This is a genomic window from Bradyrhizobium sp. P5_C12 (assembly GCF_054049735.1).
The window spans coordinates 1-26,065 of record NZ_JBFULU010000023.1; the positions used below are offsets into that span (position 1 = coordinate 1).

Consider the following 26,065-nt stretch of genomic DNA (forward strand, 5'->3'; position numbering starts at 1 on the left):
GGCACAGGCGGAGCCTGCGGCACGGGCGGGGGCGGCGGCGGCGCGACCGCGCGCTCGGCACGCACCGGCGGCACCTTCACCGGCTCGCTCTGACGTGGCGGACGCGGCATCAGCGGCGGTTCGCCGCGGGCGACGCGCGGCGGCATCGGCTCCGGCCGCGGTTCACGCTCGGGGCGGGGCGGCGCGATCGGCTCGGGCGTAAAGCCGGGGAGAGGATCGCTGCGGCGCTCGGCCAGAGCGGGCGCCGGCCGGCGCACTTCGTCGGCGAATGACGGGCGCGCGGGCCGCGGCGGCGGTTCCGGCATTTGCGGCTCGGGATGATCGAGCAGTTCGGGCCGCGGCGCTTCGTCGGCCCAGCCGCCGGTGTCCGGCATGGGCGCAAGACGCGGCGGTTCGGCGGCGTTGGAACGCTGCGGGAGCTGGTCGCGGCCGGGCGCGGCGCGCACGATGTTCGGCTCGACGACGATGTCGGTGGGGCCACCGATCATCAGGAGATGCTCGACATTGTCGCGCCGGACCAGCACCAGGCGCCGGCGGCCGTCCACGGCGGCGGCGTCGATCACGGCGAGCCGGGGCATCCTGCCACGCTGGGTGTTGGCACCGAGCCGGCTGGTGGCGAATCGGCGAACCAGCCATGCAGCGACGCCGATCAACGCCAGAACGACGATGAACGCGACGATGAAGGTGATAGGGCTGCCTTGCATACTTGTCCCCGACAAATGGCGCTTTTCTCATGCCCATGGTCAGGTGCGCCGACCACGGGCGTGCGATGCCCCAAACTGCGATCTCTTAATGTCCCACGGCAAGTTTTGCCGTCCCCAACTCTTAATAACCTATGAATCGCCCGATCCAAAACGACTTCTTGGCCCGCGAATGCGCCGCCAAACGGTTGGGTTAATGCCACTTTTGAGGGCGTAGAATCACGGGGGCGCCGGGGCATGTCCCAATCGGAAACATCCGTCTGCAGCCGCCTTAACCACCTGTTAACCATACACGCGGCAAATTCTGCCTAGCTTCGGGCAACGGTCCGAGGGCGGAAGGAGCCGCAACGATGTCCATCAACGACCTCCCGGTGCTGTCGGCGCTTCGCACCAAGATGCAGTGGCACCAGGAACGCCAGCGCGTCCTGTCCGAGAACGTCTCCAATTCCGATACGCCCAATTTCCGGCCACGCGACCTGGTCGAGCCGAAGCTCGACAAGAGCGGCGCCGTCACGGGTTCGATGGGCCCCCTGGCGCTCACCCGCACCAGCGGCTCCCACATGACGCCATCCGGCGCGGCCTCGAACTTCGACCAGAACAAGAACGCGGGCTTCGAGACCCGCCCCGCGGGCAATGCCGTCAATCTCGAGGAAGAGATGATGAAGTCCGCCAGCAACCAGATGGATTATGCGGCGGCGACCTCGCTCTACTCGAAGAGCCTGCATCTGCTCAAGACCGCGATCGGCAAGGGCTAGAGCTGAAGGAAACAGATCATGGCGAATGACAGCAGCGACTTTGCCCGCTCTATGGCGATCGCGACCTCCGGCCTGCGCGCGCAGGCCGGGCGCATGCGGGTGATCTCGGAGAACATCGCAAACGCGGATTCGACGTCGCAGACCGCCGGCGGCGATCCATACCGCCGCAAGGTGCCGACCTTCTCGTCCGCGCTCGACCGCACGCTCGACGCGCAGGTCGTCACCCTCGGCAAGATCCGGCCCGACCAGTCCAGCTTCCGCGTCAAATACGAGCCGAACAACCCGGCGGCGGACGCCAGCGGCAACGTCAAATATCCCAACGTGAATTCGGTGGTCGAGATGACCGACATGCGCGACGCGCAGCGGTCCTACGAGGCCAACGTCAACATCATCAGCGCGACGCGCCGGATGATCCAGCGCACGCTCGATATCCTCAAGTCCTGAACAGGATCCTTAAGCCATGGCATCACCGACAATCGCAGCCAATGCCTATGCCAACCTTGCCCGCGTGCTGGAGAACAGCGGCGCCGGCAAGGGCAGCGAGGCGCCCGCGCAGTCCTTTGCTTCGCTGCTGAAAGACGCGGTCGGCAGCGTCATGGAGTCCGGCCGCAAGTCGGACGCGCAGACCGTGGCGATGGCCGCCGGCAAGGCCAATGTGATGGATGTGGTGACCGCGGTCGCAGACACCGACGTCGCGGTGTCCACGCTGGTCTCGGTCCGCGACCGCGTGATCGCGGCCTATGAAGACATCTTGAAGATGCCGATCTGATGGGCGCTGTCATTCCGGGGCGGTGCGAAGCACCGAACTATGGTGCGCAATTGCGCACCTGAGAATCTCGAGATTCCGGGTTCTCGCTTCGCGGGCCCCGGAATGACGAACGTAACTGAAAGCGAGAATTGCAATGACCGGACCTGAAACCCTCGATGTCGCGCGCGATGCGATCTGGACCATCGTGATCGTGTCGTCGCCGCTGATGGTGGTGGGGCTGGTCGTCGGCGTCATCGTGTCGCTGTTCCAGGCGCTGACGCAGATCCAGGAGCAGACGCTGATCTACGTGCCGAAGATCCTGGCCATCTTTGCCACAATGCTGCTGGCGCTGCCGTTCATGGCCGACGCACTCCATTCCCACATGCTGCGGATATCATCGCGAATCATCGGCGGCTGAGGCACAATGCGTGAATTATGCGCATCGACGTCTCGCTGCTGCCGGCGCTCGCCGCGGCCTTCATGCTCGTCTTCGCCCGGGTCGGCGCGATGGTGATGCTGCTGCCGGGGCTGGGCGAAACCAACATCCCGACGCGGATCAAGCTGTCGATCGCGCTGCTGCTGACGCTGATCATCCTGCCCTTGCACCGCAACGCCTACCACGTCGACATGGGCTCGATTGCCCCGCTGCTGGTGCTGATGCTGCATGAGATCGCGATCGGCATCGTGCTGGGCGCGACCGCGCGCGTGACGCTGTCGGCGCTCCAGGTCGCCGGTGCCGTGATCGCGCAGCAGATGGGGCTGGGTTTCGTCACCTCGGTCGATCCGACCCAGGGCCAGCAGGGCGTGCTGGTCGGCAACTTCCTGACCATGCTCGGGATCACGCTGCTGTTCGCGACCGACAGCCATCACCTGGTGATCGCCGCGCTGAACGACAGCTATTCGATCTTCTCGCCGGGCGAGACCGTGTCCAGCGGCGACGTCGCCTCGCTCGCCACCCGGGCCTTTTCGGCCGCGTTCCTGCTCGGCTTGCAGCTTTCGGGACCGTTCCTGGTGTTCGGCCTCGTCTTCAACATCGGGCTCGGCGTGCTGGCGCGGCTGATGCCGCAGATGCAGGTCTATTTCGTCGGCGTGCCGCTCTCGATCTTCGCGGGCTTCCTGGTGCTCGGCGTCGTCATCACGGCGATGATGGGCACATTTCTGGATTACTTCATCGGTGTCATGCACCAGATGATGCCGTTGAAATAAGAGGGCTCGATGGCGGAAGACAACGATCCGGAGAGCCAAACAGAAGACCCGACCCAAAAGCGTCTCGAAGACGCCCTTGAGCGCGGTGACGTCGCCAAAAGTCAGGAGATCAACACCTGGTTCATGATCGCGGGCGGCACGCTCGTGGTCTCGACCTTCTCGGGCTCGGTTGGCAGCGGGCTGATGACGCCGATGCGCAACCTGCTCGCCAACTCCTGGATGATCAAGACCGACGCCCGGGCTCTGCTCGCGCTGATGCAGCAGATCGAATTCGCGGTGCTCGCCGCCGTCGGCGTGCCCCTGCTGATGCTGGCGCTGGCGGCGATTGCCGGCAACATGCTCCAGCACCGGCTGGTGTGGTCGGCCGAATCCCTGAAGCCCAAATTCAGCAAGATTTCGCCCGGCGCCGGCTTCAAGCGCATCTTCGGCAAGCAGGCGGCGGCGAATTTTCTCAAAGGCATCGGCAAGCTGATCGCGCTCAGCGTGGTCATGACCATGATCCTGTGGCCGGAACGGCACCGCATGGAGGCGATGGTCAAGCTCGATCCGGCGGCCCTGCTTGGCGCCACCACCAGCATGACCATCCATCTGCTCGGCGCGGTGGTCGCGGCGCTCGCGATCGTCGCCATCGCCGACTACTTCTTCCAGTACCGGAGCTGGTTCCAGCGGCAGAAGATGTCGCTCCAGGAGATCAAGGAAGAGTTCAAGCAGTCCGAAGGCGACCCGCACATCAAGGGCAAGATCAGGCAGTTGCGGCAGCAGCGCGCCAAGAAGCGCATGATGGCGGCGGTTCCCAAGGCCTCCGTGATCATCACCAACCCGACCCACTATTCGATCGCGCTGTCCTACGAGCGCGGCATGCAGGCACCGATCTGCGTCGCCAAGGGCGTCGACAACCTCGCCTTCAAGATCCGGGAGATCGCGCGCGCGCACGACATCCCCATCGTCGAGAACGTGCCGCTGGCCCGCGCGCTCTACGCCACCGTCGAAATCGACCAGGAAATCCCCACGGAGCACTACCATGCGGTGGCCGAAGTCATCGGCTACGTCATGCGGCTGAAGCGCGGATTTGGCGCCGGGTGAGGATAAAATACCCGAAAAGTACCGGAAATGGCCGTAATGTGGGAATCAGCGTACGTTTCGCCTCTGCCACCCTTGCGCCTGCGGGTCCGATTCAGGCAGGGAGGACCCGGCGCGCCCCGTAGCGCGTTGATTCTCTGCCGACAGGCTGCGCCAGCTTGAGATGACCGCCGAGACCGACCACGACCTCACGCGAGAACCCGCTGCGGCGCACGAGCCGTCGCCGCGCTCGGGCAGCATTGCGCTGGTGCTGCTCGTGGCTGCCGGCCTCGTCGCGGTCGCCGTCGGTCTGATGACGCTCGGGCGCGCGCAGGCGCAGCCCTACATTCTCGGCATCCTGGCCGTGCTGGCGATGGTCGGCCTGTTCAACCTGTTTGCGTTTGCCGCCGGCATCATCCGCTTCGTCGACCGCAGTCTGGACGATCCCGTGATGGGGCGCATCGCCGACCACGCCTTCGACGGGCTCGCGGTGACCGATCCGCGCGGCCATGTGGTCTATTCCAACGCCGCATATCTGACCCTGACCGGCGCCGCCGGCCCGCAGGATGTGCGCCCGGTCGAGCGCGTCTTCATCGGCAATCCCGACGTCTCCGAGGCGGTGTTCCGCCTGCTGAAGGCCGCGCGTGAGGGCAAACGCCAGCAGGAAGAGGTTCGCATCTCCGGCCATGACGGCAGCCAGGGCCGCTGGCTGCGCATGCGGGTGCGCCCGCTCGGCACCGGCAAGCGCGAGGCGAAATATGCGGTGTGGTCGATCGCCGACATCACCCGCGACCGCGAGCGTCAGGAGGACGTGTTCCAGGAACTCCAGCACGCGATCGAATATCTCGATCACGCGCCCTGTGGCTTCTTCTCGGTCAATCCTGCCGGCGAGCTCGCCTATGTCAACGCGACGCTGGCGAACTGGCTCGACTACGACCTCGCCGAGATCGGCTCGGGCGGCCTCAAGCTCGCCGACATCGTCTCCGGCGACGGCGCCTCGCTTCTGACTGCGATCGTGGCGGTGCCGGGCGAGGTGAAGACGGAGGTCTTTGACATCGACCTGCGCATGCGCACCGGCAAGACCATGCCGGTGCGGCTCTATCACAAGCTCGCCTTCGGCGCCGACGGCGCGCCGGGACCGTCGCGCACGCTGGTGATCAGCCGCGCCCGCGACGAGCGCAGCGATCCCGACCGCGCCGCCGAAGTGCGCTTCATGCGCTTCTTCGACCACACGCCGATGGCGATTGCGACCGTCGATCGCGGCGGCAATGTCGTGCGCGCCAACGCGCGCTACGCCAAGCTCGGGCAGGCCCTCGGGCTCGACAGCGCCAGCAAATCGATCTTCCGCGCGGTCAATACGCGCGACCGGAACCTTTTGATTGCGGCCATCAACCAGGCCGCCGAAGGCCACGCCGACGTCGCGCCGGTCGAGGTGGCGCTCGAGGGTACGAAGGAGCGTTGGGGGCAATTCTTCGTCACGCCGGTCGACGAGGCCGAGCATGACACCGAAGCTGCGATCGTCCACATGCTCGAGACCACCGAGCGGCGCGCGCTGGAGAACCAGATCAACCAGTCGCAGAAGATGGAGACGGTCGGCCAGCTCGCCGGCGGCATCGCCCACGACTTCAACAACGTGCTCTCCGCCATCATGATGGCGAACGACTTCCTGCTGAACGCGCACAAGCCGACCGATCCGTCGTTCCAGGACATCATGCAGATCAAGCAGAACGCGACGCGCGCTGCGACCCTGGTGCGGCAGTTGCTCGCGTTCTCGCGGCGGCAGACCCTGCGGCCGCAGGTGCTCGACCTCGGCGATGCGCTCAGCGACCTCGCCATGCTGCTGCGGCGGTTGATCGGCGAGAAGGTCAAGCAGGAGACCATCCACGGCCGCGATCTGTGGCCGGTGAAGGTCGACGTCTCCCAGTTCGAGCAGGTGATCGTCAATCTCGCGGTCAACGCGCGCGACGCGATGCCCGACGGCGGCAAGCTGATCATCCGCACCGCCAACGTCACCGCGGACGAGGCGGCCAAGCTCGCCTACAAGGGCATGCCGGCCGCGGACTATGTGCGGATCGAGGTCGCCGACACCGGCACCGGCATTCCCGCCGACATCCGCGACAAGATTTTCGAGCCGTTCTTCTCGACCAAGGAAGTGGGCAAGGGCACCGGTCTCGGGCTCTCCACCGTCTACGGCATCGTCAAGCAGACCGGCGGCTTCATTTACGTCGATTCCGAGCCGGGGCAGGGCACCTCGTTCCACATCTTCCTGCCGCGCCACCATGCCGAGCAGGAAGCGCAGGTCGAGCAGCCGGCGCCGGCGGCCGGCGCACCCAATGGCGCCGCGAAGGAAGCCGCATCCGCGGCGGAAGCCAAGCCGCGCACCGATCTCACCGGACAGGGCACCATCCTCCTGGTCGAGGACGAAGAGGGCCTGCGCGCACTCAACGCACGCGGCCTGCGTTCGCGCGGCTACACCGTGGTCGAGGCCGAGAACGGCGTCGAGGCCATGGAGGTGCTGGAGGAGCAGAGCGGCGGGATCGATCTCGTCGTCTCCGACGTCGTGATGCCGGAGATGGACGGCCCGACGCTTCTGAAGGCGATGCGCGAGAAGAACCCCGAAATCAGGTTCATCTTCGTCTCCGGCTACGCCGAGGACGCCTTCGAGAAGAGCCTGCCGGAAGGGCAGCAGTTCGACTTCCTGCCAAAACCGTTCACGCTCAGCCAACTCGTGGCGGCGGTGAAGGAGACGATGGCCAAGGCGGGGTGAGCGCGTTTGAACGAAGGACGCGCGACAACCTCCGTCGTCGTCCTGGCGAACGCCAGGACCCATACGGCGTGATCTATCGATTGCGCACGCTGCCAATCCCGAATGCCCGGTCTTTGCCAAATTGCTTTCTGGGGTAATGGGTCCCCTGAGTTCTCCTGGCGTTCGCCAGGACGACATCGGGCAGATCTCAGGCGATTCCTTAAGTTACAGTTGTAAGATGAATTCTCGTCGTAAACGCGCCGGTAACCAGCGACCACGGTTCCGTCGCAGTCGCGCCTCAACCCTCCGCCAAATATGGGCTTTTGCCACATCCCCGCGACTGAGGGCCGCAGCCATAAGTTCCGAAACCGGCTTCCCTTTTCGGGAAGGCTGACCATCTTAAGAGCACGTCCCCATGCCGGGGATTTGGGAAACGAACATGACTTTCTCGCAACGTAGCCGCAGTCTCTTCAAGACGATTGCCGTCGTGCTGGCGCTCGCGCTGCCGACTGCGCTGGCGATCTCGTCCGCCGACGCCCGCGTCGGCGGCGGCTTCTCGTCGGGTTCGCGCGGCTCGCGGACCTACTCCGCCCCGCCGTCGACCACGACCGCGCCGGGCTCGACCTCGCAGTTCAACCGCACCTACACCCAGCCGGGCGCAGGCATGAACTCGGCCGCAGCCACGCCCGCGCGCGGCGGCCTGTTTGGCCGCGCCGGCGGCTTCATGGGCGGCCTCGCGGCCGGCTTCCTCGGCGCAGGCCTGCTCGGCATGCTGTTCGGCGGCGGCCTGTTCGGCGGCCTCGGCGGCTTGTCGTCGATCCTCGGCCTGATCATCCAGATCGTGCTCGTGGTGGTCGTGGTGCGGCTGGCGATGTCGTGGTGGCAGCGCCGCCACACGCCGCAGGCGGCCTACGCCAACGCTGATGCCGGTGCCGGTCCGGCGCCGCAGACGAACTATCGCAGCGGTCTTGGTGGCGGCTTCGGCTTCGGCGCCAACAATGCGCCGCTCGAAATCAAGCCGGACGACTATGAGGCGTTCGAGCGCCTGCTCGGCGAGATCCAGGCCGCTTGGTCGAACGAGGACGTGGCAAAGCTGCATACGCTCGCGACGCCGGAGATGGTCTCCTATTTCGAGAAGGACCTTGGCGAGAATCGCGCGCGCAACGTCGTCAACAGGACTTCCAACGTGAAACTGTTGCAGGGCGACCTCGCCGAAGCCTGGCGCGAAGGCGAGACCGACTATGCCACGGTGGCGCTGCGTTTCGCGCTCACCGACAAGACGCTCGACCGCAACACCGGCGCGATCGTCGCCGGCAGCGAGCAGCCGGGCGAGGTCACCGAAGTCTGGACCTTCGCGCGCCGGCCGGGCAGCGGCTGGGAATTGTCGGCGATCCAGCAGACCAACTGACCGCCAGCGAATTGAACAACAAGGGCGTCGTGCTCCGGCACGGCGCCTTTTTCTTTTGAAGCCGCGTATATCCTGATCCGGCCGGCCATTGGCGCGAAGCACTTAATTGCTTGTTGCCCGCGCAGAGCTCCCGCAATTTCGCTCCTGACGGTTGGAGAAGGAGATATTCGGTGAGTCAGTCTGTCGCGCGCCCCAGGACAAATCACGAAACCATCGCCAGGAATTCGTCCCTGCCGCTGGAGGCGATCGAAACGGCGTATGACCGGATCGAGGCCGAGCGCGACCGCAATTGCTGGATCTATCTCCGCCCGCGGGAGGAGGCGCTCGAAGCCTGCCGCAAGCTCGTGGCGCGCGCCCGGACAGGCGAAAATCTTCCGCTGCTCGGCATTCCCTTTGGCGTGAAGGACAATATCGATGTCGAGGGAATGCCGACCACTGCCGCATGCCCGGCGTTCAGCTACACGCCCTGGCATTCCGCGCACAGCGTCGAACGCCTCACCGCGGCCGGCGCAATTTGCCTCGGAAAGACCAATCTCGATCAGTTCGCCACAGGCCTGTCCGGCGCGCGTTCGCCCTATGGCCCCTGCGCGTCGGTTGCCGATGCGCGCTATGTTGCGGGCGGCTCCAGTTCCGGGTCCGCGGTCGCCGTGGCGGCCGGGCACGTCGCGTTCGCGCTCGGCACCGATACCGGCGGGTCCGGCCGCATACCTGCCGGCTTCAACAACATCGTCGGGATCAAGCCGACCGTTGGGCTGGTGTCATCACGCGGGCTGGTGCCGAATTGCCCGACGATCGATTGCGTTTCGGTGTTCTGCAATACCGTCAGCGATGGCGAGGCGATCCTCGACATTATCGAAGGGTTCGATTTCGAAGATCCCTACAGCCGCGTGCCCAGGGCGGTTTCATTCGCCGGTGGGGCGGTGCCATCGTTCCGGTTCGGCCGCATTGCGCCCGCCGATCTCGAATGCTTCGGCATGCCGGAATGCGGTGAGCTCTATGAGCGCGCCTGCGAGCGTTTCACGCAGATCGGAGGAACGGCGATTGAGGTGGACTTCGCCCCGTTCCGCCAGGCCGGGGAGTTGATGTTCAGCGGACCCTGGGTGGCGGAGCGGCACTCGGCCATCGCTTCGCTTTTGGACATCGATTCCGGCTCCCTGCTTGATGTCACGAGGACCGTGCTGGGCTCAGCCGCCGGCTATTCGGCGATCGACACGTTTGGTGCCATTCACCTGTTGCACCGGCTTCGCCGCAATGCCGAAGCGATCTTTGCGGGGATCGATGCGCTGGTGGTCCCGACCGCACCGCGGCCGTTCACGCTGGAGGAGATGGATCGCGATCCGGTCACCCTCAACAATCGCCTCGGCTACTACTCGTACTTTGCCAATCTGCTCGATCTCTGCGGCGTGGCGGTTCCGAACGCGACATTGCCGAACGGCATGCCGATGGGCGTGACCCTGCTGGCGCCGGCCTGGCATGATCGCGCGCTGATCGGACTGGCGCGGCGGTTCGAGGCCAGTGCAGGCCGAGCGGCGTTCGAATTGAAGTCTGGCGGCTGAAAGGCGGATATTATTCCGCCTCCTGCCCAAGCGTCGAAAGATCCAGGATCGAAATCACGGATCTGTCGTACCTGATCACGCCTTCCTCCTGGAGCCGCGCGAGCTGCACTGTCACCCATTGGCGGGTGGATCCGATGAGATTGGCGAGATCGCCGTGGGTAAACGGCATGCCGACGACGATCTCGCCGTCGCGCTTCACGCCGTAGACGTGCGACAGGAAGATCAGCAGGCTATGCAGCCGCTCGGTCACCGAGCGCGTCCCGAGCATCTGGGCCATCGCCGAATAGCACCGCGCCTTGAAGGCCAGGGCATCCAGCAAGGCGACGGCGATCGCCGGCGATTCCAGCGCAAGCCGCCGCAGCGCCGGTCCGGGCATGAACGTCAACCGGCTGCGTTCGGCCGCAACCGATGTCCACATGTGCGGGCCTGTTCCGAATATATCGGGGCCGCCGACGAAGTTGCCGGGAAACCAGTAGGCGAGCGTGACCTCGCGCCCCGACGGGGCCGCATAGTAGCTGCGTATGCGCCCCTCGCTGATCAGGTAGATCCCGGCCTGTGCGTCGCCCTGGGACCAAACCAGTTGGCCGGCTTCCAGGGCCTTCTCGCGTCCGATCGCACGCAAGCGATTGCAATCAGCCCGGTTGAGACCGTCAAGCAAGCCGGGCAGCGGCCTGACGAGATTATCCGACTCGGCCAGCATCACACCTGCCGCTATCGCGCTGTTCGCCCTGTGCATCGCCGGCTCCGCTGTGAGGCCCAGCGTCGATCATTCAAGAACCATGCCAGCGCGTTGTGGTGCGCTTCCCGATCTGCGAGTTCAGGCTGCGAGTTTCTTGGCGATCAGCTCGCGTCCGACTGATTGAACGCCCGCAACCCTTCTGCGCGGATGACGTCGAGACAATCCTTCTTGAGGGAAAGATAAGTTGGCTCGACCATGATGGTGCTCGACCGCGGGCGCGGCAGCTTGACCATGACTTCGCGCAGGATGCGGCCGGGTCCCGCGCTCATGATGAGAACGCGGTCGGCCAGCACGATGGCTTCATCGATGTCATGCGTGACGAACACGATTGTCGCCTTGATCCGGTCGCGCAGCTCCAGCAGATTGTCTTGCATCACCGCCCGGGTCTGTGCGTCGAGGGCCCCGAAGGGCTCGTCCATCAGCAGCACCCGGGGCTGATTGGCCAACGCTCGCGCGATCGCCACGCGCTGCTGCATGCCGCCCGACAGCGTGTTCGGATAGGCGTCGGCGAAACGCTTGAGGCCGACCATCGCGATCAGATCGTCGGCGATGGCATTGGCTTGCGTCGTGGACTTCCCGAGCATCCTGGGGCCGTGGGCGATGTTCCTGCGGACGGACTTCCAGGGGAAAAGATGCGGCTGCTGGAACACCATGCCGACATCGGGTCGCGGGCTGTAGACAGGCGAGCCCTCGACCAGGATGTCGCCTTCAAACGGCACTTCCAGTCCGGCGATCGTATTGAGCACCGTCGACTTGCCGCAGCCGGAGGGCCCGACGATGCAAACGAACTCGCCAGGCGCCACGTCGAAGGAAACGCGATCCACCGCGATGGTCTGCCCGCGGTTGGTGTCAAAAACGATGCTCAGGTTCGAGACCTGAATGGCCGGTTGTTTCCGCTCCTCCTCGACGGAGGCTGGCGAACTTGCCAGAGCCAGTTTCATGATCGATCGAGGTCCCGACATCAACGCCACCAGACAGTACGTTCCGCAAGAGCCGAAAACAGCCGGTCGGCAATGAACGAAATCAACCCGAGCGCCGCGAGCCCGCCCATGACCTGGCCCGTTTGCAAATTCTGCTGCGCAATCTCGATCCTGTAGACAATGCCGGCGAACGCGCCGGCAAGTTCGGCGGCGACAAGCGTGTAAAAGGAGATGCTGACGGCGGTGCGCAATCCGACCACGATGTAGGGAAGCGCGCCCAGCAGTACGATCTCCTGGAGCATCTGCCGCCGGGGCGTGCCGAGCATCAGCGCCGCCCGAATCAGGCCGCGGTCGACCTTCTGCACGCCGATGTGGGTCGCAAGCCAAACCGTGAAGAACACGCCCCATACGACGAGGAACAGCTTTCCCGCCTCCGACAGGCCGAACCAGAGGATGACGATCGGCACGAAAGCAATCGGCGGAATTGGCCGCAGGATATGGAATAGCGGCGACAGCAAGCTCGAAACGACGGGGAATTGGCCGGTGAGGATACCGAGCAGGATGCCGAGCACGCCGCCCACGATGAACCCCGTGGTGACGCGAAAGAGGCTGGCCAGCAGATCGCCAAGGAACTGTCCGCTGCGTATCCACTCAAGGACGGCCGCAGCAACCACCGTCGGCGGCGGAAACAGCACCATGTTGACGGCCCCGGAACGGGAGACCAGTTCCCAGATGCCGACGAACAGGGGAAGCGAAAGCGCCCCGACCAGAATATTGAGGCGGCGGAGACGCGCTGAATCCGGCCGCCGACCGCGACCGCCAGTGCGGAGAGCAATCTCTCGTCGCGCTGAAGTGCCGTCTGGCATGGCTGTGCGGGGGCCTATTTCCACGTGAGGGTGACGCGTGAGGGGTCGACCTTCTTCAGCGGCTCGGTGACGACGACTTTGCTGAAGTCGGGCATCGCCGCTCCCGGGGGATGGTTGCCGCTCTCGAGGCGCCATGCGGAGTGGGTCTTGAGAATCTCGATCAGCCGGTCGTCGAGGCGCACCCGGTAAACATAGTCGGCCCAGATGGGGGCGAGTTCGTCCCGCTTCATGCCGACCGCGTCCGCCACGACCGTGATCGCTTCATCCGGGTGCGCCTTCATCCAGACCTCGGCATCGATCAGCGCGGCGATGAACTTCTCAACCAGCGCAGGGTTGGCATCCAGATAGGGCCTCATGACGACGATGTTGAACGTTTCCGAGTAAGTGCCCGTTGTATCGAGCTGAGCGACGGCTTCGCCCAGGGCCTTCTTGGCGTTGGCGATGTGGGGTTCCCAAGTGTCGATCGCGTCGATGCTTCCTGCCGCAAGTGCCGGCAGCATCTCCTGCGGCCGCAGATTGACGAGGGTGACATCCTTGGCAGTCAATCCCGCCGACTTCAGCAAAGTCGCCGTGTAGACCTCGCTGCCGGTGCCGGCCGTGAATCCGATTCGCTTGCCGCGAAGATCGGCCTTGGTCTTGACGCCGGCCTTGGCGGCGACGACCGTCTTGAGGTCGGAATATTCCATGCCGGCGACGAAGGCGATGGGCTGGTTTGCCATCGCTGAAGCGGTGACCGGCGCCTCCGCCGTCGTCGCGATGTCGGCGCCGCCCCCGATCACCGTGTCCAGGCACTGCTTGCCGGACGTGAAGTTCGAGACCGTGATGTCCAGTCCGTTCTTTTCGAAAATCCCCTTCGATTTGGCGACGATCGCAAGGCCGGAGATCGGTCCGAGGTTTTGCGCAAGCCTGGCTTTGAGCAATTCCGCGGCCGAGGCGCAGTCCGGACCGATGGCAAGGCAGCAAAGTGCCGCATAGCCGGCAATTGCCGCGATTGGGCGGACGGTGTTCCAGTGCATGACGATCTCCCCTCACGCCGCGCCCGGCGGCAGCCCCGATGTGATCGCGGATACCGCCCTGAACGGTTCCGCTACAGACTCCCGCGTCCTCCCCTGGGCGATCGCTTGAGGATCGGCCCACGTTGGTATGCTCGCCCGGCGCTACGGTCTCGGGAAGCAATTAATCGACACGGCCTTCGGGGGCGGCCGGTCCCGCGCCGCCGCGCGAGGTGACGCGCGTGCGGTGGGCGGCCGCCGGAATCCGGAATAATGTCCGTCGTGACGGGTTCGTGTCAGAGGGTCAAAGCGGGCCAGCCAGGAGCAATCGCAGGACCAATCGGGAGGATAGGATGAACATTTTTGCCAGGGTCATCGTGCCAGCAGGCGCCGCGCTCGCGGTGTTCGCAAGTCCATCGGTGCTGGCGCAGTCAGCCGATATGACCTTCTTTGTGACCTCGAGCGGGCCGGGCAAAGGTGCCGATCTCGGCGGCCTGGAAGGGGCCGATGCGCACTGCCAGAAGCTCGCGCAATCGGCCGGTGCCGGCGCCAGAACCTGGCGCGCCTATCTCTCGACCCAGACCGCCGACGGCAAGCCGGCCGTCAACGCGCGCGACCGCATCGGCAAGGGGCCGTGGCAGAATTCGAAGGGCGCGGTCATCGCCAAGGACGTTGCCGAGCTGCATGGCCCCGCCAACAACCTGACCAAGCAGACGGCGCTCAGCGAAAAGGGCGAGGTCACCAACGGAGCCGGCGATACGCCGAACCGGCACGACATCCTCACGGGGACGCAACCCGACGGCACCGCCTTCGCCGCCGGCGACGACAAGACCTGCAAGAACTGGTCGTCGAGCACGCAAGGTGCTGCGGTGGTCGGCCATGCCGACCGGCGGGGCCTGCGTGACGACGAGCCGTCGAAATCGTGGAACAGCTCGCACCCCTCGCGCGGTCCCGATGGCGGCTGCTCGCAGGCCGACTTGAAGAGCACGGGTGGCGACGGGCTGCTGTATTGCTTCGCGGCGAATTGAGGCGCGGAGCACCGTCCACCGTCATGGCGTCCGTGGTTGCGTGCTACACTCGCCGCAACGCAATCACGGACTGTTTCCATGAAATACGAGCTCTACTACTGGCCCGAGATCCAGGGCCGCGGCGAATATGTGCGGCTGGCGCTGGAGGAAGCGGGGGCAGCCTATGTCGACGTGGCACGGGGACCGCGCGGCACCAGTGCGATGATGAAGATGATGGATGCGCATGGCGGTACGCCGCCCTTTGCGCCGCCGTTCCTCAAGGCCGGCAAGCTCGTCATCGGCCAGACCGCGAACATCCTGCTCTATCTCGGCGCCCGCCACGGGCTCGCGCCGAAGATGGAGGCCGGAAAACTCTGGGTGCATCAGCTTCAGCTCACCATCACCGACCTCGTGGTCGAGATCCACGACACCCATCATCCGCTCGGCCCCTCGCTCTATTACGAAGACCAGAAGCCGCCGGCGAAGAAGCGCACGGCCGATTTCTGGAGCGCGCGCGTGCCGAAATATCTCGGCTATTTCGAGCAGCTTCTCGCCGACAATGGCGGAGCCCATATCACCGGCCGCAGGCTGACCTATGTCGATCTCTCGCTGTTCCAGATCGTCGACGGTCTGCGCTATGCCTTTCCCAAGCGCATGAAGGCTTTCGAGGCAGACATCCCGGGCCTCGTCGGGCTGCACGACCGCGTCGCCGCGCGGCCGAACATCAAGGCCTATCTCGACAGCCCGCGCCGCATTCCCTTCAACGAGCAGGGCATCTTCCGCCGCTACCGCGAACTCGATGGGTAGTGATGCGCGCTCACCACAGGCCCGGCAGCAGGCGATAGCGCACCCGTGCCGCATAATCGATGTAGCCCGGCAGGCCCTCCCTCAGCGCGCGCTCTTCGATGTCGATGCGGACCGCGAGCAGGACGAGGAAGACAGGCGTCATCGCCAGTCCCCACCATGAGCCCAGCAGCAGCGGCACGCCGGCGAAGAACAGGATCAAGCCGCTGTACATGGGATGGCGCACATGGGCGTACGGCCCGATCGAGATCACGTGCTGCGAGCGCTCGGCTTGCAGCTTCACCACCGGTGCGGCGAACGAGTTCTCGCGGAACACCCACATCGTGAACAGCGTCGAGAGCAGAAACAGCACGAAGCCAAGTGCCTGGAACGCGACCGGCATGTCGGAGGCCAGATGGCGCCGGTCGAGGCCCATCAGCGCCAGCCAGGCCAGTATCGCCACGACGAACACGGCCATGAACACCTTGTCGGCGGCCGGCTGGTCCTTTTGCAGGACTGGCCGCAGACGTTCGGCGAGCAGCGCCGGATCGACCCGATAGAGCCACCAGCCGCAGAGCGGGCCGAGCAGGGCGGAGGTGATCAGGAATATCCAGGCGGAAGGCCAATGCAGCGTCCCGGCGCACGCGAACAGCAGTCCGCCCATCGCGACGGTAACGATCGTGTTCTGCAACAGCAGTCTTGCGATCATGCGCAGGTCCCGGATCAACCGCGCACGATATTGGGCCCGCTATCCGGCGAAGATGCGACCGGACGCGCGAAAGGCCCGATCGACCGGATCGGGCGCTTCATCTTTGGGAGATTTGATCAGGCGAGCTGATCGATCCGCGTGCCCTGGCCCGGCGGCAGCGGCGCGGGCGGCGTCGGCTGGTGGGTCGGGTCGCTGTCCCTGGTCTTGGCCTGGTCGTCCTGCTGCTTGGTCGTGTCGTAGCTCGGGACCACGATCGCGATCGGCGGCGGTGCAACGGTGGAAACACTCATCCACAAATCCTCACAGATGGAAACAATCCACACTGGCCTGCGAGGAGCGAAACTTCCGTCAAGGCAATCGGTAAAATGCGAGGGATATGGTGCGGTGGGATGGGCTCTTCTGTGCCTCGTCGTGCCATGTCAGAGAGACGGCGAGACCTCTCCTCGCAATAACGGAGTACGTGGCCGGCTGCGCAGCGACACGTGTGCACTGCGCCCGCGGCAATAGCGAGACGTATGAGCGCCTACTCGTCCTTCGGCCGCGTGATCGCGATCGACGCTTCCGTCTTGGTGCGCGAGCACTCCATGTTGAGGCGCTTGAAGCGCATCGACACCTTGTCGCCGCGGAGCAGGCCCATGCGCTTCAGGCAGCGGGTCGCGCCTTTCGTGGTGTCGTCCTTCGGCACCGTGAAGATGATCGCCGCCGCGGACCCGACCAGGTCATAGAACTGCGGCGTCGGCTTGCGGTCGCCCTTGGCATAGAGCTCGTTGGAATAGTTCTGTCCCTGCGCGCGGCAGCCGAGCGAAAGCTCCTTCGCTGCCGGGTGCGTCAGGTAGATGATATTGGCGGCCTTGAAGTTGACCTTCAGTCTGTCGACGCCGCTCGCGAGCTGCTTTGCGATGTCGTCGCACTGGTCCGCGCGCGCAGGCGAGACGAGGGTGACAAGGCCGGTGATGGCGGCGGCAAGCAGGAGCGCGCCGCGGACGTTCGGTTTCAAAATCATGATGAAAAGCCCCTTGGAGGGCGCATAAAAGCCTGTACGCCGAGGCCATGCAAGACCTTCGATCAGGCCTATTGCGAAGGGTTGTGCTGTTTAAGCGCCCTGGGCGCTGAGAAGCTCCTTTTCTATTGTTTGCTTCAGCTGCTTCAAATCCTCCAGATGCCTGCCAATCCGCGACACGTCGGCCTTGGTGATGGAATCGCGAACGTCCGCGACGACGCCGCGCGAACTTGCCGCGACCTGGCGGACGCCCTTTGCCAGGTTCTCTCCCTTTGCAAAGTAGCTTGAACCAACCAGCAGGCTGCCGCCTGGCAACCTGGCGATTCGTTCCTTCACGCCTTCGACCGTTGAAACGATCGCTTCCGTGTTCAAGAGGGCATAGTCGTTCAGTTGGGAGATGATGTCGGTCAGGAGGATCGCCAGCTCTTGGACGGTGTCCACCAAGGCGCCGTTCTGTTCCAGACGTTCAGTGGCCATCTTTGCCGGGACAATGGCCTTCACATAGAAGTTGTACCCCACAAACACGATGACGGCCGAACCCAGCAAGAGAAACGCAATTGCGGGCTGCTCGTGTCCGGAAAGAGCCAAGAGACACGCCATCACCAAGGTCGCCGCCGCGAGAACGAGCAAGGCAAGCGCATATCCCCCGACCTGCCAACCCTTGATGACGGAGCCGGTGATCTTTTCGCTAAACTTCACCGCCGGCGTTGTAATTTCTGACATTTCGGATTCCCCCCTTTTCACCAGGTCGATTGCGGACATAAAATCGCAAAATCAGAGGTGGCGATAGCGTTCCCGGTGCTTCATCGGGACACTTGGAGACCGCACCAGGCGGCAGGGCCGCATCCCCAATTGTGGGCAGGCGAGAACCTTCCATTTGTGGGAAAAGGGCTTAGAAGAGTTCTATCTTCGGCGCCTTTGGCGCGCGCCCTGCGACCCCAATCCGAGACCAGACCATGAACGCTCCCACCGCCTTTCCCGACCCGTCCAAGCCCGTTCCGCCCTACAAGCACACCCCGCTGTTCCCGCTCGGCAAGGACGAGACGCCCTACAAGAAGATCACGGCCGAGGGCGTCCGGGTCGAGAAGGTTTTGGGGAAAGACATGCTGGTGGTATCGCGCGAGGCGCTGCGGGCGCTGTCGGAGGCGGCCTTTGGCGACATCAACCATTACCTGCGGCCGGGGCACCTGAAGCAGTTGCGCGCGATCCTGGAGGATGGCGAGGCCAGCCCGAACGACAAGTTCGTCGCGCTGGACTTTTTGAAGAACGCCAACATCGCCGCCGGCGGCGTGCTGCCGATGTGCCAGGACACCGGCACCGCGATCATCATGGGCAAGAAGGGCTGCAACGTCATCACCGACGGTGACGACGAGGCGGCGCTGTCGGAAGGCGCGCGCGATGCGTATCTGCGCCGCAATCTGCGCTACTCGCAGGTCGCACCCTTGTCGATGTACGAGGAGAAGAACACCGCCAATAACATGCCGGCGCAGTGCGAGATCTACGCCGAGGGCGATGACGCCTACAAGTTCATGTTCATGGCGAAGGGCGGCGGCTCCGCCAACAAGAGCTTTCTGTTTCAGGCCACGCCCTCGGTGCTGACCAGGGACCGGCTGCTGGCTTTCCTGAAGGAAAAAATCCTCACGCTGGGCACCGCGGCGTGCCCGCCCTATCACCTCGCCATCGTGATCGGCGGCACCTCGGCCGAGCTCTGCATGAAGACGGTGAAGCTGGCCTCGGCGCGCTATCTCGACGCGCTGCCGACCCACGGCTCGCCCGACGGCAACGCCTTCCGCGACGTCGAGATGGAGCAGGAAATCCACAAGATGACGCAGTCACTCGGCGTCGGCGCGCAGTTCGGCGGAAAATATTTCTGCCACGACGTGCGCGTGATCCGCATGCCGCGCCACGGCGCCTCGCTGCCGATCGGGCTCGGCGTGTCCTGCTCGGCCGATCGCCAGGTGCTCGGCAAGATCACCAAGGACGGCGTCTATCTCGAGGAGCTCGAGCACAACCCGGCGCAGTATCTGCCGCAGGTCGAGCAGTCGCTCGGCGGCGAGGTCGTCAAGATCGACCTCAACCAGCCGATGAAGGACATTCTGGCGACCTTCTCGAAAAATCCGATCAAGACGCGGGTCTCGATGACCGGCACCATGATCGTCGCGCGCGATTCCGCGCATGCCAAGCTGCGCGAGCGGCTGGAGAAGGGCGAGCCGCTGCCCGACTATTTCAAGAACCATCCGGTCTATTACGCCGGCCCCGCCAAGACGCCCGAGGGCTACGCCTCCGGCGCGTTCGGTCCGACCACCGCGGGCCGCATGGATTCCTTCGTCGACCAGTTCCAGGCCGCCGGCGGCTCGATGGTGATGGTGGCCAAAGGCAACCGCGCGCCGGCCGTGCGCGAGGCCTGCAAGAAGTATGGCGGCTTCTATCTCGGCTCGATCGGCGGTGCGGCGGCAAACCTCGCCGAGCACTGCATCAAGAAGGTCGAGGTGCTCGAATATCCCGAGCTCGGCATGGAAGCGATCTGGCGCATCGAAGTCGTCGACTTCCCCGCGTTCATCATCATCGACGACAAGGGCAACGACTTCTTCAAGGAATTGAATTTGGGCTGAGATGTCATGGCCGGGCTTGACCCGGCCATCCATCGCTCTTCAAGGAAGATGGATACGCGGGTCAAGCCCGCGTATGACGAAGTGAGGTATCGGCGAAGCCTCAACCCGCCTAACTGCAATTCGTGACCTGGTTGGAGCACAGCGCGCGCCACCAGCCGCGCACGCCGTCCTGGCTCTCGACGAGGCCCCAGAGGCCACTACAGGCAAAGATGCGCTTCGGGCCGCCATCGGTGTCGATCGCGCCGCCGAGCTCGCGTTGCGCCGGCATCCATTTGGCATCCACGAAGGGCGCCTGAAACAGCCCGCCCATGCGCGTGCCGCCATTGGCATAGGTCGCGCCGATCTTGTTGGACGCGACCCAGCCGCGCCCGGCATAGGGCTTCGGCGCATTGCGCGGATATCTCTTCTCGTCCTCGTAGTCCTTGCCCGGCGGTTTGGCACCTTCGATCAGGAACCAGCCGTCCCTGAAACCGATGATGCGGAATTCGGTGAGCCAGCCGCCGTCGGGCGTGTTCTCGCTGCCGCCCAACTTCAGCCGGTAGGGCGGCGGCAGCGTGCCAAGCACGCGCGCCTTTGCCGATGGCTTGGCGCGCACGTTGAGTCCGTTCGGATCCTTGTCGATGGACCAAGCGCCGAGATCGCAAGGTTCGGTGCCCTCAGGCAGCGTTGCGCGCTTGCCGGCAAGGTCGGCGTGCAGCTTGGCGAAATCGGTGTCGTCGTTGTCCGGATCGGGCTCGGTGCGCGGCTTCAACTCCGCTGATACCGCGCGTGTCGTATCCGGCGTCAGCGTGACCACGAGAGCCTGCCGTGCGGCGAACACGCTTGTGGGCGTCTTCGGATCGTTCGACGTCGCCGGATAGACGGCGAGGTAGCCGGTCGAACCGTCGGTCCGATATGCCGCGCCCGCCACGTAGCCTGCCGGCATCAGGGCGAGCGCGCTTGCGCGCCACGCCGGTTCGGTGTCGTCCGCACGCCCTGTCGCCGGCGTCGCGACACACAGGATCGTCGCCGCGATGAGTCGGAGAGCGCGCATGATCTGTTCGAACAGCCGTTCAGGCCTTGGTGCCCGTGAACGGAAAGCTGCCCATCGGGCCGATGCCCATCTCGCCGCTCATGCTGTCGCCGGAGACCGTTCCGATGAACTCGAGCGTCAACGGCATCGGATTGGTGATCGAGACCTTCCAGTTGACGGCGTCGCCGCTGATGGTGCCGTCGAAGATCTCGGTGGAATTGCCATCGGCGCCCTGCGTGCCCGTCAGCGTACCGCCGGAGCTCAACAGGGTCAGCGTCGCCTGGCGCTCGCCCATCGGGGTCGTCATGGTCAGATTCCAGTTGCCGTCCACGGCCATTTCCGTCTCCCAATTTTTTCCCGGCGGCCTGCGCCAATCCGCAAGGCCGGCCAGGGACGCCTATAGCCCAACTCGCGTGGCGTGACTAACGCTCTCTTTGCCGCGGCAAAAATTGGCGTTTTCGCGCGAAGGGGAAAGCGGTTCGCGTGTGGACAAGGCGTCGGGAGTTCAGGCGCGCGCGGCAGCACGTATGCGGCTACCGACGAGGAGGCGGAAGGCAACGTACTGGATCGCGAACGCCGCGATCTTCGCGCCGATCAGAACCACCGAAATATAGAAGGCCCACAGCTTCATGTCCCCCGTCATGGCGACGGCGACGGTCCCTGCGGCGAGCACGAACATCAGCGCGGCCCAGGCGTAGCCGGCGAGGGTGACGTATTCAGGAATGGTCTCGGTCACGATCGGGGGCAGATATCGCAACATCCAGCCGCGCTTGAGCATGATGCAGCCGATCGCGACATGTCCGATCGCCGGCTTTGCCAGCACGAAGCGCGGGTCGTGGGTGAGGAGCGTCGCACCGCCGAGCACGATGACGAGGCCGAGGCTCGCCCAGGTCATGTAGCCGAGCGTCTGGCCCTTGATCCGCGACCACACCACCTGGCCGATGGCGCCGAGGATGGCGACGACCGTTGCGAGGATGACGTTGTCGGTCGCCAGATAGATCACCAGGAAGACGATGGTGGAGAGGAAGTCGGAGGCGAGCCGGCGGAATACGTCTTTCATCGTCTGTCCTGTCGTCAATGAGAGTGGGGCAGGGCGGCGGCCGGCGCAGCATATTTGATCCGGCGATATTCGGGATACCACTTTGTGAAATAGATCGCGCTGTTGCGGGCGGCGAAGGCGACCGCGAGGCTCGACCAGAGCGGCAAGCCCGGGACATAGAGCAGCACGACATTCGCCGCCGTCATCAGCAGCGCGGCCGCGGTCCAGGCGCCGGTGATGATGTAGTTCGCAGTGAGGAAGCCGGGCATCGCCGCGGTCTCGGCCGGCACGGATTCAAGTGCATATTGCAGCGTGAAGGGCCGCCGGACCAGCATCGAGCCGAGCGACAGGATGAAGATGCCGATATCGACCGACAGCTTGACGCCGAGCGTGCTGAGCCTCGGATCGAGCAGTGCGAGGTAGAGGCCGATTGCGGCGAAAACGATCGCCGAGCCGGCGGTCAGGATCTTCACCGAGCGGCCGCGTGCGACGTCGATCGCGATGGTGGCGAGGCAGATCGCGGAGGCTGCGAACACGCTGATCGTGGCCGAGGTCACGAGCATCAGGAAGGTGTAGGCGCCGTAGGGGGCAAGGATCAGGAAAATCGTCATGGGCCGCCTCGGTCAGGCAAATCTTTACAGTGTAAAGATACGTACTTCAAGCCGTGGGCCGGGTCAAGCGAAATCTTTACAGTGTCAAAATAACGTAGGTGACTTCTAAAAGATGAATTGCTGCAATGGCTTGCTCGGAAATCTCATCGACGAATTCCGCCCAGGGCAGCAGCGGCAGCGCGCAGGCGATCAAGAGGCCGACGGGTAGCAAGACGCCGCAGCTGAAGGTGGCCTGGCTGCTCCGCCGCCGCCGGATCATCTGGAATGCGAGCGCGGCGCAAATCAGGGCGAGGACGGCAAGGGCGTTGGCGGTGATTGAGGGCATGTGCATGGGAGGCCTCTCTGGTGTGACACATCTACGCTTGTCATTCCGGGGCGACGCGAAGCGTCGAGCTACGATGCGCAATTGCGCATCGTAGCTCGCGCCTTCGTCGCGCCCCGGAATGACGAGAGGAGGCTACGCCGCCCCCACCCAATTGCCGTGAAAGCCGTCCGGCACGCGGTGGCCGAGCTGCACCAGCGCGACAGGGCCGACCTCGACATCGGTGGCGTCGAACACGGCGAGGTCGCTGCGGTTTTCCCGCGCGCGCCAGACCACCGCGAGCAACCAGCCGTCGCCTTCGGACGCATCCTTCGACCGTTCGACGAAGACCGGCTCGGAGATGGTGTCGCCGGCCGGAAGCAGATAATGGCCGAGCCGCCTGCCGCTGCCGTCGACATGGACGACGCCGGAGAGTGCACCGAACATCGGCAGCCTCGGATTGGCGCAGGCGTACCAGCCGTGATGGCTCTTCAGCCCGGCGCGGCGATCGTCGATGCGGGGGAATTCACCGGTGAGATCGTCCAGATAAGTCTGCTGGAAGCGGTCGGTATTGCCCGCGAGATCGAACGTCCAGCGGCAGTGGCGGGCGCGCGATTTCTCCGGATCGGTCGGTCGGCCGTCGGGATGCGGAAACAGCGGCGCTTCCTCGAACTGCATGACGTCGGCGATGATGCGGTTGCCGTCCTCCCACGCATTCATGACGTGAAAGACGTAGCAGGCTTCAGCGCGGAACCAGACGATGTCCTTGGCCGTTCCCTTGCGCTTCATCACGCCGACATAGGCGCCCTTGTCCGGCTCCCAGGCATAGGGCGGCCGTCCGCTCATCGCGCGCTCCATGCTGCCGGCGATGGGGAGGATCGGAAACAGCACATGGTTCGCGGTGACGATGAAGTCGTGCACCATGCTGGCATAGGGCGCCTCGAACCGTTCGAAGCGCGTCGCCTTGCCGGAGGCATCGATCGATCCGAAGGAAAGGGCAGGGGTCAGCGGCCCCGCGGCGTTGTAGCCGAAGAACAGCATCTCGCCAGTGACGGGATCGACTTTCGGATGCGCCGTAAAACTGCCGGCGACGCGGCCCTGGTAGTTGTGGTAGCCGCGGGTTGCGAGCGTGCCCGGCTCGATCTCGGTCGGCAGATGCGCCTCCTCCAGCGCCAGCAGCTTGCCGGCATGGAAGATGATGTTGGTGTTGGCGACGCCGCCATCGGTGAGGTTCGCCGGGGCGTCCGGCAGCTTGCGGCCGAAGCCGCCGAACAGTGCGCGGCCGGAATCGTGCTCGGCCAGCCATTTCGGGGTGCGGACCCAGCGGTTGCGGTAGCTGGCGCGGCCATTCTCGAGGTGAAAGGCGTGCAGCATGCCGTCGCCGACGAACCAGTGCGCGCCGGGCGAGTCGAACTGCGGATTGGGGCCGTTGCGATAGAGCGTGCCGTTCAGCTCGCGCGGCAATTCGCCGATGATCTTGAGGAAGGGCGCGTCGGCCTCGAACGGGATCGGCGCGAGATTGTTGCGGCGCTCAGAGATGGCGTCCTGCTGCACGGCGTATCTCCCTATCTTTACATCGTAAAGATCAGGTAGCGCCGATGGCCGTATTCGTCAAGCGAAATCTTTACAGTGTCAATATTGCGTCATATAGCTTGTCCATGGCTAAATCCGAAACGAAGACCGAAACGGCGCGCCGCACCCGCGTGACATCATCCGCTTCCCGTGGGCGGCTTCGCCCCGCGCCGCGGGCGAGCGCGAAGACCGAGACGCCGTATCACCACGGCGCCCTGCGCGAGGCGCTGCTCCAGGCTGCAGAACGGGTGCTGGAGCGCGAGGGCCTCGCCGGTCTGACATTGCGTGCGGTGGCGCGCGAGGCGGGGGTGTCGCATGCCGCGCCGACGCATCATTTCGGCGATCTGACCGGCCTCGTCAGCGAGCTCGCGGCCATCGGCTTCCGCCAGTTCAACGCGGCGATGGTCTCGGCCTGTGATGCCGCCACCACGCCGCTCGAGCGCGTGCTGGCGCGGCCGAAAGCCTACGTTGCCTACGCGCAGGTCCATCCCGGCATGTACGGGCTGATGTTCCGCACCGAGCGGCTCGACTATTCCAGGCCCGCGCTGCACGAGGCCGCCGAGGCCTCCTTCGCCGGGCTCGCCAATGCGATCGGCGCGATGCGGCAGGAGCAGATCAGCGGAGACGCGCTAACGCTCGATCAGGGCGCGGCGATTGCGCGCGCCTGGTCGATGGTGCATGGCTTCACCACGTTGCTGCTCGACGGACGGCTGACGGATATTTTGCAGCGGCTGCCCAAGGGGACGACGACCGAGCGGCTGTTTGAGACGATGCTGATGTCGCCCATGACCCGGAAGCTGCCGGAGGCCTGACCGATCGGCACCGACGCCAGGCGAGGCCTAGCTGCTGCCCACGGATTGGGCGGTGGCGCAGTCGAGGCCGGCGCATATCAGCAACACGGCCAGGCATGCGGGCGTGATGCAAGTCATCCTGAGGCCATGATGTAGCGGGAACTCGCGCCATCAGACGTCTTGATTGTGGGCAAGGTTCAAACAGGCGCAGCGAAGACCTGACAGCGGCGCGGAATCGTTCTAGAAGAGCGGCTTCGCTTGGGCTGTTCCAGCCTCGTTCGCGTCCTCGTTTCTCTTGATCATGTCAGCCATCTCGTCGAACAAACCTTATCGCGTCGGCCGCTCCAAGACCGGGCTCGGCCTCTTCGCCACCAAACCGATCAAGAAGGGGACCCGGATCGTCCGCTATTTCGGGCCGATCCTGGATTCGCGCATCCCCGAGCAGGACGACATCGAGAACAAATATCTGTTCGAGCTCAACGGCCGCTGGACCATCGACGGCTCGGTGCGCAAGAACCTCGCCCGCTACATCAACCATTCCTGCCGGCCGAACGCGGAATCCGACGTCCGCCCGCGCGAGCGCAAGGTGTTCATCCGCGCCATCAAGAACATCGAGCCGGGCGACGAGATCAACTACGACTACGGCACCGACTATTTCAAAGCCTATTTGAAGCCGATCGGCTGCAAGTGCGAATCCTGCGAGAAGAAGCGCAAGAAGCTGCGCGCAGAAGCCCGGGCCGAGCGCGCCGAGGTGAAGGCGCGCGCGGAGCGCAAGGCCAAGAAGACCGGCGCGAAAGGCACCGCCGCGAAAAAGAAGAAGCTGAACGGCAAGCACTTCAACGGCAAGGTCGGCCGCGGGCGGGCCTAGCCCCCGCTGTCATGCCCCGCGACCCGGCTACGCCAAGGCTTCGCCGGGGTTGATATCCCGGGCG

29 protein-coding genes are annotated in these 26,065 nt (G+C 64.8%); 14 read left to right on the top strand and 15 right to left on the bottom strand.

The genetic code is table 11. The features are described 5' to 3' along the window. On the bottom strand, nt 1–704 hold a 704-nt coding region (locus tag ACXJMY_RS20825; protein WP_456621222.1), incomplete at its 3' end, for a flagellar biosynthetic protein FliO. 347 nt (nt 705–1,051) lie between these two features. Between ACXJMY_RS20825 and flgB the strand changes: the two genes are divergently transcribed. From flgB to atzF, 9 genes are all read left to right on the top strand, one after another. Beyond that, complete coding sequence (flgB, locus tag ACXJMY_RS20830; protein ID WP_456621223.1) at nt 1,052–1,456, top strand: flagellar basal body rod protein FlgB; 405 nt, start codon at nt 1,052–1,054, stop codon at nt 1,454–1,456. 18 nt (nt 1,457–1,474) lie between these two features. Then, the gene (gene flgC / locus ACXJMY_RS20835; RefSeq protein ID WP_456621224.1) at nt 1,475–1,900 is read left to right on the top strand and encodes a flagellar basal body rod protein FlgC; all 426 of its coding nucleotides are present in this window, start codon (nt 1,475–1,477) and stop codon (nt 1,898–1,900) included. A 16-nt stretch (nt 1,901–1,916) separates the two neighbouring features. Next, nucleotides 1,917–2,225, top strand: a complete 309-nt coding sequence (gene fliE / locus ACXJMY_RS20840) for a flagellar hook-basal body complex protein FliE (RefSeq protein WP_456621225.1) — start codon at nt 1,917–1,919, stop codon at nt 2,223–2,225. Between the two features lie 133 nt (nt 2,226–2,358). Further along, complete coding sequence (fliQ, locus tag ACXJMY_RS20845) at nt 2,359–2,622, top strand: flagellar biosynthesis protein FliQ (protein WP_015684971.1); 264 nt, start codon at nt 2,359–2,361, stop codon at nt 2,620–2,622. Between the two features lie 17 nt (nt 2,623–2,639). Next, nucleotides 2,640–3,410: a flagellar biosynthetic protein FliR gene (fliR, locus tag ACXJMY_RS20850; protein ID WP_456621226.1), complete on the top strand. Its 771-nt coding sequence runs from the start codon at nt 2,640–2,642 to the stop codon at nt 3,408–3,410. Between the two features lie 9 nt (nt 3,411–3,419). Then, nucleotides 3,420–4,493, top strand: coding sequence for a flagellar biosynthesis protein FlhB (gene flhB / locus ACXJMY_RS20855; protein WP_456621227.1), 1,074 nt, complete (start codon nt 3,420–3,422; stop codon nt 4,491–4,493). A gap of 160 nt (nt 4,494–4,653) precedes the next feature. Next, on the top strand, nt 4,654–7,236 hold the full coding sequence (cckA, locus tag ACXJMY_RS20860; protein ID WP_456621228.1) for a cell cycle histidine kinase CckA: 2,583 nt from the start codon (nt 4,654–4,656) through the stop codon (nt 7,234–7,236). Nucleotides 7,237–7,630: 394 nt separating this feature from the next. Then, entirely contained in the window at nt 7,631–8,623 is a 993-nt protein-coding gene (locus ACXJMY_RS20865; RefSeq protein ID WP_456621229.1) for a Tim44 domain-containing protein, read from the top strand. 170 nt (nt 8,624–8,793) lie between these two features. Further along, nucleotides 8,794–10,179, top strand: a complete 1,386-nt coding sequence (gene atzF, locus ACXJMY_RS20870) for an allophanate hydrolase (RefSeq protein ID WP_456621230.1) — start codon at nt 8,794–8,796, stop codon at nt 10,177–10,179. Nucleotides 10,180–10,189: 10 nt separating this feature from the next. On the opposite strand, the gene ACXJMY_RS20875 is transcribed toward atzF, so the two are convergent. The 4 genes from ACXJMY_RS20875 to ACXJMY_RS20890 form a co-directional block, all read right to left on the bottom strand. Further along, complete coding sequence (locus ACXJMY_RS20875; protein ID WP_456621231.1) at nt 10,190–10,915, bottom strand: Crp/Fnr family transcriptional regulator; 726 nt, start codon at nt 10,913–10,915, stop codon at nt 10,190–10,192. A 104-nt stretch (nt 10,916–11,019) separates the two neighbouring features. Beyond that, entirely contained in the window at nt 11,020–11,859 is an 840-nt protein-coding gene (locus ACXJMY_RS20880) for an ABC transporter ATP-binding protein (protein WP_456621339.1), read from the bottom strand. A 20-nt stretch (nt 11,860–11,879) separates the two neighbouring features. Further along, nucleotides 11,880–12,728 (bottom strand): ABC transporter permease, encoded by an 849-nt coding sequence (locus ACXJMY_RS20885; protein WP_456621232.1) that lies wholly within the window; start codon nt 12,726–12,728, stop codon nt 11,880–11,882. Then, a complete protein-coding gene (locus tag ACXJMY_RS20890; RefSeq protein ID WP_456621233.1) occupies nt 12,719–13,720 on the bottom strand; it encodes an NrtA/SsuA/CpmA family ABC transporter substrate-binding protein in 1,002 nt (333 codons plus the stop codon). Before ACXJMY_RS20890 ends, ACXJMY_RS20885 begins: the two co-directional genes overlap by 10 nt. A gap of 329 nt (nt 13,721–14,049) precedes the next feature. Between ACXJMY_RS20890 and ACXJMY_RS20895 the strand changes: the two genes are divergently transcribed. Beyond that, nucleotides 14,050–14,724, top strand: a complete 675-nt coding sequence (locus tag ACXJMY_RS20895) for a lectin (protein WP_456621234.1) — start codon at nt 14,050–14,052, stop codon at nt 14,722–14,724. A gap of 78 nt (nt 14,725–14,802) precedes the next feature. Next, on the top strand, nt 14,803–15,510 hold the full coding sequence (locus ACXJMY_RS20900; RefSeq protein ID WP_456621235.1) for a glutathione S-transferase: 708 nt from the start codon (nt 14,803–14,805) through the stop codon (nt 15,508–15,510). A 10-nt stretch (nt 15,511–15,520) separates the two neighbouring features. On the opposite strand, the gene ACXJMY_RS20905 is transcribed toward ACXJMY_RS20900, so the two are convergent. From ACXJMY_RS20905 to ACXJMY_RS20920, 4 genes are all read right to left on the bottom strand, one after another. After that, complete coding sequence (locus tag ACXJMY_RS20905; protein ID WP_456621236.1) at nt 15,521–16,195, bottom strand: methyltransferase family protein; 675 nt, start codon at nt 16,193–16,195, stop codon at nt 15,521–15,523. A 116-nt stretch (nt 16,196–16,311) separates the two neighbouring features. After that, on the bottom strand, nt 16,312–16,485 hold the full coding sequence (locus ACXJMY_RS20910; RefSeq protein ID WP_456621237.1) for a hypothetical protein: 174 nt from the start codon (nt 16,483–16,485) through the stop codon (nt 16,312–16,314). A gap of 233 nt (nt 16,486–16,718) precedes the next feature. Continuing rightward, nucleotides 16,719–17,198, bottom strand: coding sequence for a hypothetical protein (locus ACXJMY_RS20915; protein WP_456621238.1), 480 nt, complete (start codon nt 17,196–17,198; stop codon nt 16,719–16,721). A gap of 90 nt (nt 17,199–17,288) precedes the next feature. After that, nucleotides 17,289–17,918 (bottom strand): hypothetical protein, encoded by a 630-nt coding sequence (locus ACXJMY_RS20920; RefSeq protein WP_456621239.1) that lies wholly within the window; start codon nt 17,916–17,918, stop codon nt 17,289–17,291. A 233-nt stretch (nt 17,919–18,151) separates the two neighbouring features. On the opposite strand from ACXJMY_RS20920, the gene ACXJMY_RS20925 reads away from it, so the two are divergent. After that, on the top strand, nt 18,152–19,807 hold the full coding sequence (locus tag ACXJMY_RS20925; protein WP_456621240.1) for a fumarate hydratase: 1,656 nt from the start codon (nt 18,152–18,154) through the stop codon (nt 19,805–19,807). Nucleotides 19,808–19,916: 109 nt separating this feature from the next. Here the strand turns inward: ACXJMY_RS20925 and ACXJMY_RS20930 are convergent, their stop codons facing one another. The 6 genes from ACXJMY_RS20930 to ACXJMY_RS20955 all read right to left on the bottom strand — a co-directional run bounded on the left by ACXJMY_RS20930 (nt 19,917) and on the right by ACXJMY_RS20955 (nt 24,324). Then, nucleotides 19,917–20,840 (bottom strand): SH3 domain-containing protein, encoded by a 924-nt coding sequence (locus ACXJMY_RS20930; protein WP_456621241.1) that lies wholly within the window; start codon nt 20,838–20,840, stop codon nt 19,917–19,919. Between the two features lie 19 nt (nt 20,841–20,859). Further along, nucleotides 20,860–21,156 (bottom strand): hypothetical protein, encoded by a 297-nt coding sequence (locus ACXJMY_RS20935; RefSeq protein WP_456621242.1) that lies wholly within the window; start codon nt 21,154–21,156, stop codon nt 20,860–20,862. Nucleotides 21,157–21,324: 168 nt separating this feature from the next. After that, nucleotides 21,325–21,879, bottom strand: coding sequence for an inner membrane-spanning protein YciB (locus ACXJMY_RS20940; protein ID WP_456621243.1), 555 nt, complete (start codon nt 21,877–21,879; stop codon nt 21,325–21,327). 14 nt (nt 21,880–21,893) lie between these two features. Continuing rightward, nucleotides 21,894–22,469, bottom strand: a complete 576-nt coding sequence (locus ACXJMY_RS20945) for a hypothetical protein (RefSeq protein WP_456621244.1) — start codon at nt 22,467–22,469, stop codon at nt 21,894–21,896. 76 nt (nt 22,470–22,545) lie between these two features. Beyond that, nucleotides 22,546–22,800, bottom strand: coding sequence for a hypothetical protein (locus ACXJMY_RS20950; RefSeq protein ID WP_456621245.1), 255 nt, complete (start codon nt 22,798–22,800; stop codon nt 22,546–22,548). 126 nt (nt 22,801–22,926) lie between these two features. Next, the gene (locus ACXJMY_RS20955) at nt 22,927–24,324 is read right to left on the bottom strand and encodes a carotenoid oxygenase family protein (RefSeq protein ID WP_456621246.1); all 1,398 of its coding nucleotides are present in this window, start codon (nt 24,322–24,324) and stop codon (nt 22,927–22,929) included. Nucleotides 24,325–24,428: 104 nt separating this feature from the next. Here ACXJMY_RS20955 and ACXJMY_RS20960 point away from each other — a divergent pair, with 104 nt between their 5' ends. Together ACXJMY_RS20960 and ACXJMY_RS20965 are read left to right on the top strand one after the other, a co-directional pair. Then, on the top strand, nt 24,429–25,154 hold the full coding sequence (locus ACXJMY_RS20960) for a TetR/AcrR family transcriptional regulator (protein WP_456621247.1): 726 nt from the start codon (nt 24,429–24,431) through the stop codon (nt 25,152–25,154). A gap of 280 nt (nt 25,155–25,434) precedes the next feature. After that, complete coding sequence (locus ACXJMY_RS20965) at nt 25,435–26,001, top strand: SET domain-containing protein (RefSeq protein WP_456621248.1); 567 nt, start codon at nt 25,435–25,437, stop codon at nt 25,999–26,001. Nucleotides 26,002–26,065: the final 64 nt, after the last annotated feature.

What these genes read in the sequence shown, in the direction of transcription:
- flgB (WP_456621223.1), top strand. Translation starts at nt 1,052, where the DNA reads ATGTCCATCAACGACCTCCCGGTGCTGTCGGCGCTTCGCACCAAGATG.
- flgC (WP_456621224.1), top strand. Translation starts at nt 1,475, where the DNA reads ATGGCGAATGACAGCAGCGACTTTGCCCGCTCTATGGCGATCGCGACC.
- fliE (WP_456621225.1), top strand. Translation starts at nt 1,917, where the DNA reads ATGGCATCACCGACAATCGCAGCCAATGCCTATGCCAACCTTGCCCGC.
- fliQ (WP_015684971.1), top strand. Translation starts at nt 2,359, where the DNA reads ATGACCGGACCTGAAACCCTCGATGTCGCGCGCGATGCGATCTGGACC.
- fliR (WP_456621226.1), top strand. Translation starts at nt 2,640, where the DNA reads ATGCGCATCGACGTCTCGCTGCTGCCGGCGCTCGCCGCGGCCTTCATG.
- flhB (WP_456621227.1), top strand. Translation starts at nt 3,420, where the DNA reads ATGGCGGAAGACAACGATCCGGAGAGCCAAACAGAAGACCCGACCCAA.
- cckA (WP_456621228.1), top strand. Translation starts at nt 4,654, where the DNA reads ATGACCGCCGAGACCGACCACGACCTCACGCGAGAACCCGCTGCGGCG.
- ACXJMY_RS20865 (WP_456621229.1), top strand. Translation starts at nt 7,631, where the DNA reads ATGCCGGGGATTTGGGAAACGAACATGACTTTCTCGCAACGTAGCCGC.
- ACXJMY_RS20875 (WP_456621231.1), bottom strand. Translation starts at nt 10,915, where the DNA reads ATGCACAGGGCGAACAGCGCGATAGCGGCAGGTGTGATGCTGGCCGAG.
- ACXJMY_RS20880 (WP_456621339.1), bottom strand. Translation starts at nt 11,859, where the DNA reads ATGAAACTGGCTCTGGCAAGTTCGCCAGCCTCCGTCGAGGAGGAGCGG.
- ACXJMY_RS20890 (WP_456621233.1), bottom strand. Translation starts at nt 13,720, where the DNA reads ATGCACTGGAACACCGTCCGCCCAATCGCGGCAATTGCCGGCTATGCG.
- ACXJMY_RS20895 (WP_456621234.1), top strand. Translation starts at nt 14,050, where the DNA reads ATGAACATTTTTGCCAGGGTCATCGTGCCAGCAGGCGCCGCGCTCGCG.
- ACXJMY_RS20900 (WP_456621235.1), top strand. Translation starts at nt 14,803, where the DNA reads ATGAAATACGAGCTCTACTACTGGCCCGAGATCCAGGGCCGCGGCGAA.
- ACXJMY_RS20905 (WP_456621236.1), bottom strand. Translation starts at nt 16,195, where the DNA reads ATGATCGCAAGACTGCTGTTGCAGAACACGATCGTTACCGTCGCGATG.
- ACXJMY_RS20910 (WP_456621237.1), bottom strand. Translation starts at nt 16,485, where the DNA reads ATGAGTGTTTCCACCGTTGCACCGCCGCCGATCGCGATCGTGGTCCCG.
- ACXJMY_RS20915 (WP_456621238.1), bottom strand. Translation starts at nt 17,198, where the DNA reads ATGATTTTGAAACCGAACGTCCGCGGCGCGCTCCTGCTTGCCGCCGCC.
- ACXJMY_RS20920 (WP_456621239.1), bottom strand. Translation starts at nt 17,918, where the DNA reads ATGTCAGAAATTACAACGCCGGCGGTGAAGTTTAGCGAAAAGATCACC.
- ACXJMY_RS20925 (WP_456621240.1), top strand. Translation starts at nt 18,152, where the DNA reads ATGAACGCTCCCACCGCCTTTCCCGACCCGTCCAAGCCCGTTCCGCCC.
- ACXJMY_RS20930 (WP_456621241.1), bottom strand. Translation starts at nt 20,840, where the DNA reads ATGCGCGCTCTCCGACTCATCGCGGCGACGATCCTGTGTGTCGCGACG.
- ACXJMY_RS20935 (WP_456621242.1), bottom strand. Translation starts at nt 21,156, where the DNA reads ATGGCCGTGGACGGCAACTGGAATCTGACCATGACGACCCCGATGGGC.
- ACXJMY_RS20940 (WP_456621243.1), bottom strand. Translation starts at nt 21,879, where the DNA reads ATGAAAGACGTATTCCGCCGGCTCGCCTCCGACTTCCTCTCCACCATC.
- ACXJMY_RS20945 (WP_456621244.1), bottom strand. Translation starts at nt 22,469, where the DNA reads ATGACGATTTTCCTGATCCTTGCCCCCTACGGCGCCTACACCTTCCTG.
- ACXJMY_RS20950 (WP_456621245.1), bottom strand. Translation starts at nt 22,800, where the DNA reads ATGCACATGCCCTCAATCACCGCCAACGCCCTTGCCGTCCTCGCCCTG.
- ACXJMY_RS20960 (WP_456621247.1), top strand. Translation starts at nt 24,429, where the DNA reads ATGGCTAAATCCGAAACGAAGACCGAAACGGCGCGCCGCACCCGCGTG.
- ACXJMY_RS20965 (WP_456621248.1), top strand. Translation starts at nt 25,435, where the DNA reads ATGTCAGCCATCTCGTCGAACAAACCTTATCGCGTCGGCCGCTCCAAG.